5 protein-coding genes are annotated in these 6,006 nt (G+C 59.2%); 2 read left to right on the forward strand and 3 right to left on the reverse strand.

Translation table 11 applies throughout. The annotated features are described in order from the left end of the window. The first annotated feature begins 110 nt into the window (after positions 1-110). Complete coding sequence (locus EOM25_11580; protein ID NCC25812.1) at positions 111-881, forward strand: AsmA family protein; 771 nt, start codon at positions 111-113, stop codon at positions 879-881. Between the two features lie 98 nt (positions 882-979). Here EOM25_11580 and EOM25_11585 read toward each other — a convergent pair whose 3' ends face one another. The 3 genes from EOM25_11585 to EOM25_11595 all read right to left on the reverse strand — a co-directional run bounded on the left by EOM25_11585 (position 980) and on the right by EOM25_11595 (position 5,251). After that, positions 980-1,426 carry a hypothetical protein gene (locus EOM25_11585; GenBank protein ID NCC25813.1) on the reverse strand — a complete coding sequence of 149 codons (447 nt, stop codon included), beginning with the start codon at positions 1,424-1,426 and terminating at the stop codon, positions 980-982. A 123-nt stretch (positions 1,427-1,549) separates the two neighbouring features. After that, a complete protein-coding gene (locus EOM25_11590; GenBank protein ID NCC25814.1) occupies positions 1,550-3,157 on the reverse strand; it encodes a Na/Pi cotransporter family protein in 1,608 nt (535 codons plus the stop codon). Between the two features lie 6 nt (positions 3,158-3,163). After that, positions 3,164-5,251: a methyltransferase domain-containing protein gene (locus EOM25_11595; GenBank protein ID NCC25815.1), complete on the reverse strand. Its 2,088-nt coding sequence runs from the start codon at positions 5,249-5,251 to the stop codon at positions 3,164-3,166. A 164-nt stretch (positions 5,252-5,415) separates the two neighbouring features. On the opposite strand from EOM25_11595, the gene EOM25_11600 reads away from it, so the two are divergent. Further along, a partial coding sequence (locus EOM25_11600) for a DNA repair exonuclease (protein ID NCC25816.1) occupies positions 5,416-6,006 on the forward strand: 591 nt, incomplete at its 3' end.

The following is a 6,006-nucleotide window of genomic DNA, read 5'->3' on the forward strand; positions in this document are numbered from 1 at the left end:
CGACCAGATCGAACCGGGCCGCGGGTCCCTCGAAATTGAGGATCTGAGCCTCCAGATCGATCTTGGTGTCGTCCAGCCGCTGATTCTGGGTCAAGGCCAAGAAGGGCGTCTTGAGCCTCGATCCCATGACGGCCAAGGCCTACGAGGGAACGGTGGAGGCCAAGGCAAGTTTGGACGTCCGTCAGGACCTTCCAGCCTATACCGTGTCCAAGTCCGTGACCGGGTTCCAGGTGGGACCGTATCTCAAAGACTTTATCGGCAAGGACCCCATCGAGGGCACGGCCTCCATGAAGGCCGATTTTGCCGGACGCGGACTGACCGAGGAGGAAATTCTCAAGAATCTGGCCGGGGTCTTTTCGTTTCGGTTCGAGAATGGGGCCGTGAACGGCATCAACGTACCCAAGATGCTTCGGGACGCCGTGGGTCTTTTCAGGGGTCAGAGGCCCGTGCCTGACGAGGACCTGAAAACCGACTTCGCCCTATTGAGCGGCTCGGTTCATGTGGCCGATGCTCTGGCCGTCAACAAGGATCTCAAGATGGAGGCCCCTTTGCTACGCGTGTCCGGGGCCGGGAGGGTGAATCTGTTGACCAAGGCCGTGGACTACGGAACCCAGGTGGCCGTGGTGGCCACCCTCAAGGGGCAGGAAGGCGAGCCATTATCGGAACTGGCCGGTTTGACCGTGCCCCTGAAGATCACCGGCACCTACGATAAACCCGAGTTCGGGCTGGACGTGGCCAGCGTGCTCAAGGACAAGGCCGTGCAGGAGGGTCTGGACCGGCTCAAGAAGGAGGTCGAGATTTCCAAGGACGTCGAAGAGAAGATTCCGGAAGAGGTCAAGGAGAAGCTGCCCGGAGTGCTGGACAGGTTTATCAAGAAGTGAGGCCGACGGCCCCGGGGAATCAAGGTTTCCCGGGGCCGTTTCGGCTCAGGGTTTTTTTGTCTTGCCTGAGCCCGCGTTTCGCGAGCCGTTGGCTAGATTCATTGAAAATTTTCTCCAAAAAGAGACAGGATGTTATCTGAAGACCACAGAGAAGCAAGAAACCAATCATCCATTGGTTTATAAAATGTAAAATTCCATATAATTGAATTTCTGTCACACTTTTCAAGGTATTTAATATGAATTAATGAATCGACAATTGTTTTGGTTTCGATATGAATGACACTTCCAATTGGATTCCCAATTCTGTTAATATATTCTTTTCTTTTCAAAATTATTTGATTTTTAGCAGATTCAATCTCCTCAACAGGGATAAATGTAAAATTTTTTGTTAAATCAAACATTTCTGCAATTTGATTCTTCTGAATTTTTGATATCAGCATGTATGTAAATTTTTCAACATCGTTCACATTCTTTAGTTCAGAAGCGAGTATCATTGAAGGTATGAAGCAAAAAATAATTAAAAAAATAAGCGCCTTTTTCATCATGAAACCTCCTTTGAAAATTTAGAGAATAAATAGTAAGCTCATTGTTGTTCATTTATGGTTTATCTCGGCCGATTGGACGATTTTCAAAATATCTGTCACCTCGTTTTCCAGGGCCGTTTCGGTTCAGCCCCGGGCCTCGAGGGCCTGCTGGGCCTGTTGGAGTTTGGCGATGCGGCCCAGGGTCCAGACGATGCGCTCATACAGGCCGGTTAGTTCCAGGAAGGTCCCCCGGTCCTGAACGTCCATCTCCCGTTCCCCGTTGAGATACGCGGCCCTGAGGGCCTGAAAGACTTCGCCCTTGTCCCGGGTCAGGTGGACCAGACGCTGGGCATCCTCGGCATCCTCGGAGCTTTCGGCCTCGCAGGCGGCATGGAGCAGGAAGTCCAGGCCCTGGAGGAATGAACCCTGGAAAACCGTGCGGAGGGTGGCCGTCGAATTCCGGCAGCTCAAGGCGAATTGTTGGAGGAGCCCCTGAAAGGCTTCCATTTGTTTTTGCTTGTTCTGAAGGATCATGAGCAGCTCCAGGCTTTCCTGGGTGAGGTGTCCTCCGAGTAGATCGGCGATCTGGGCGTTGATTTCCCTGGAAACGGCTCCGAAGGAGGCGTGCAGCGCCTCGAGGATCTTGCCCCGGTCGTCGCGGATTTCGTCCAGGAGAATGGCCGTGTAGCGGGGCAGGCGGCAGAGGAGGCGAGACTGCTCTTTGGTCAGGAGGCCGAGCTGGATTTCCGGGGCGTCCCCGATGTCGTCCCGAAGAAAGGCCGTGCGCGACCATTCCTCTTCCCTGGTGGCCGGCCAGAATCGGGCGATGGTTCGGGCAAAGGGCCCGACCACAAACGACAGGGCCACGGCCCCTCCCCAGTTGAAGATCAGATAGACCATGGCCGTGCCCTGTTCCAGAGGCAGGCCGAGGTTTCGGATCAGGGCAAGAATCCCCGGGATTTCGATCAGAATCTCGAGATAGAACCAGGCCACGAAGACCAAGCCGGCGATGAAGTTGAAGAAGACTTGGGACATGATCAATTGTTTGGGCGTGCCCCTGACGGCCGAGGCCAGGAGCCAGCTGACGGCGCCTGATCCGACGTTGGTGCCGTAGATGATCATGACGGTCTGTTCCATGGAGAAGATTCCGACCTGGGTCAGGGTGATGGCAAGGATGGAAACGGCCGTGGACGACTGGCAGAGCCCTGTGAGCAAGGCCCCGGCCAAAAAGGCCAGGAGATAGGAGGAACGGCCGGCGGTCAGAACGGCCTCGAACCAGGGCATGGCGGCCAGGGGTTCGGCTCCGGTCCGGAGCATGATCAGACCGTAGAAGAGCAGCGCCCCGCCGAACAGGGCCTGGGAGAGGCCTTCCATGTGGCGGGGCCGCTTGAAGGCGAAGGCCATGCCGGCAATGCCCAGGATCAGGAGCACGGCGACCTTGATGTTCAGGACAGCCAGAAGGATCATGATGCCGATGCCGGCATTGGCCCAGAAGATGACCAACATGCCCCGCTGGACCGGAACCATCCCGGCTCCGACCAGACTACCGACGATGAAGGACAGGGCGGACATGGACTGGGTCAGGAACCCGGCCACAAAACCCACCAGGCCGGCTTTGGGGGTGGTTCCGACCCATTTGGCAAAGTGGAGCCGAAACCTCCGTCCGGCCATCTGCTTCAGGGCTGAACTGAGCAGGTAGAGACCGACGAAAAAGACTCCGATGCCACCGATGAGGTGGCCGATGGCTTCCATGTTCGTTTATTTCCAGTTGATTGACGGTTTGCGGGCCACAAGGACCATGCGGTGGGAATGATCCCCGTATGTGTCGAGATTCTCATCCTTGGCGGCCACGAATACCAGGCCGGCCAGACGAAAAAGGAGTCGGTACTGGGCCAGGGTGTAGAGGCGCGGCCCTGAAACGACCTCCACGATGCGCCCGATTTCCTCCACGGGCACAGGCAGGAACATTCGTTCGGCCAGCTCGTCCCAACGCTGGCCGATCTCCCGGCCATGGGCGTCGAATTTGGCCGTGGTGTTGGCCAGGACATTTGTCCGGCTGGGGGCCTCGACCAGGAGGAGCCCTCCGGGTTTCAGGGCCCTGGCCAGATTCTTGAGGACCTCGAAATCGGTTTCCACGTCAAAGTAGCCGAAGCTGTTGAACCAGTTGACCACGGCGTCAAAACGGTTCTCAAAGGTCAGGGCCCGCATGTCACAGACTTTGAATTCGGCCTGAAAGCCCTCACTGACGAAGCGTTGTCTGGCCCGGTCCACGAAGCGGGGGTTGAGGTCCACCCCGGTCAGACTTACTCCTCGGCGGGCCAGATGGATGCCGACCCGGCCGTCGCCGCAGGGACAGTCCAGCACTTCCATGCCGGAACGCAGGCCCAGGGCCTGCCAGATGATATCGGCGTCGGGCGCGCCCACTTCCTCGGATTTTAGCCAAAGTTCGTCGGGAACGCGTCGGACCCAGTCGGGATCGGGGCGCAGGTCTGCTCCCGGGGACAGCTCGAACAGGAGGTTCTGCCCCTCGCTTTCCAGATCCCGGACAAGTTCATGGTCCTGTCGAACCAATTCCTGGTTCTCGTGGCAGAGAAAGAGCATGGCCGGCGAGGAAAGGAGGTCAACGGTGCAGTCCACGTGGCCGTCTTCGAGGCAGTGGAGGAAATTTCCCCCACGGGCCGAGGGCAGAGCCGTGAGAAGGGACACGGCCGGCGTGGCGTCCAGGGCCCCTTTCCGGCTGGAGATGAGGCACTTGACGCAGAAATGCTTGCGTACGGCATAGGGCTCGTCCAGGCGGGCCAGAAAAGTTCCGGGCTCAAGGGCGGCCATGAGGGCGAGGTCCAGCTGGGTCGATCCCAGACAGTCGCGGACCATGTCCTGGGGAAAACTTCCGCCCATGGGGCGGGCCCCGCACTCGATGAGAACCGGGCCGTGGGCGGTGAGCATGATCTCGGCGTGGGCCGGGCCGAAGCCGATATCCAGGGCGTCCAGGACGGAGCGGGCATAGTCGAGGATGTGGTCGGTCTCGGGGCCGAAGTCCTGGACCAGCCAGGCGGCGTCATAGACGGAGCGTCCTTCGGGGGTGATGGCCTTGGAGTAGCGCCAGAGATCGCTGACCCGGTGCCGGCCTTGGCAGGAGACCGTGTTGACGACCACCTCCGAGCCCAGGGCGAATTCCTGGGCCAGAATCTGGTCGAGGGTCGAGCCGAAGATGGTTCGCTTCTGTTTCAATTCCAGGAAGGCACGGCGGATCTCCTCTTCGGTCCGGCAGATATGAACCCCGTCGGCTGCGGCACTCTTGGGCGGCTTGAGGACCACGGGCAGCCCGCCTTCGTCCCGGACCCAGGCCAGAAGGTCGCTCAAATCGTCGGTCATGTGGCTCTTGAGGGAGCGAACCCCGGCCCGGGCCAGGGCCTGGTGCATGAGGAACTTGTCTCGCCGGGCCGGGCTGGTGGCCGGGTCGTTGCCGGGCAGGCCCAGGGCATGGGCCAGTTCGTCGGCCAGTTCGACCCCGGTCTCGCAGCCGACCAGAACGGACATCGGTTGCCAGGGGTTAAGATCCAGGACCAGATCGGCCATGTCGGGGCCTTCATCGAAACAGGCGGCGTAGGCCCGTTTGGTCCGTTCCAGAATCTGATCCACGCTTCGACCGAAGGTGCTCTCCGAAGCCACGGACGCGGATCGGACATGGACCACGGGCAGCCCCTTTTCCCGGAGCAAAGGAAGATAATATGCCCCAGTGGAGTACCCGTCGACCATGACGATATGGCCAGTCCGTCCCGGTTCGTTTTCGATGGTCATGGTGATGCAACTTCCTGCTTGCCGATTTTTCGCTGGATTGAACATGGTTCCAAAGGCCAGCCGTGATCAAATGTGTCAGAAAATGCTACTCCTCCTCCCCGAAGGACTCAAGCCGGAGTTTCGATGGGACGGGGATTTACTCTCGGGGGAAGATGGGTCAAAACGTATCGGTCTTCTTGGTTATTGTATCTTATCGGGAGTCATAGTCCATGAAATTCATCCACACCTCAGATCTGCACATTGGTCGACCCTTTGCCGGCATCGCGGACGAGCGCAAGCGAATCCTTGTCCAGCAGGAGCGGCTTGAAGTCCTGGACCGCATCGGCCATTTGGCGGTCCGGGAAGAGGCGGCTTTCATCCTGGTGGCCGGGGACCTGTTCGACTCGCCCACGGTGGACAAGGCCACGGTGTCGGCGGCCCTGGCCCGGATCGGCAGCCTGGGCGTTCCGGTCCTAACCATCCCGGGCAACCACGACCACGGCGGACCCGGGAGTGTTTGGGAACAGGAGTTCTTTCGCCGGGAACGGCGCGACTTGGCTCCGAATCTGAGGGTCCTGGCCGAGTCCGGGCCGGCGGAAGTGGCCGGGGCCAGCGTTTTTCCCTGCCCTCTGGCGCGAAGGATGGAGACCAGGGACACCTTGGAGTGGCTTCGTTCGGGCGAGGACTTGGCCCGATTCGATGGGCCGAGGATCATTCTGGCCCACGGAAGCGTCCACGGTTTCGGGGGCGATGACGGGGAGGCCTCGGACTATGCGGCCAATCGCCTGGACCTGTCCCGACTGCCAGCCGGAGAGTACGAT

This window comes from Deltaproteobacteria bacterium, assembly GCA_009929795.1.
GTDB lineage: Bacteria > Desulfobacterota > Desulfovibrionia > Desulfovibrionales > Desulfomicrobiaceae > RZZR01.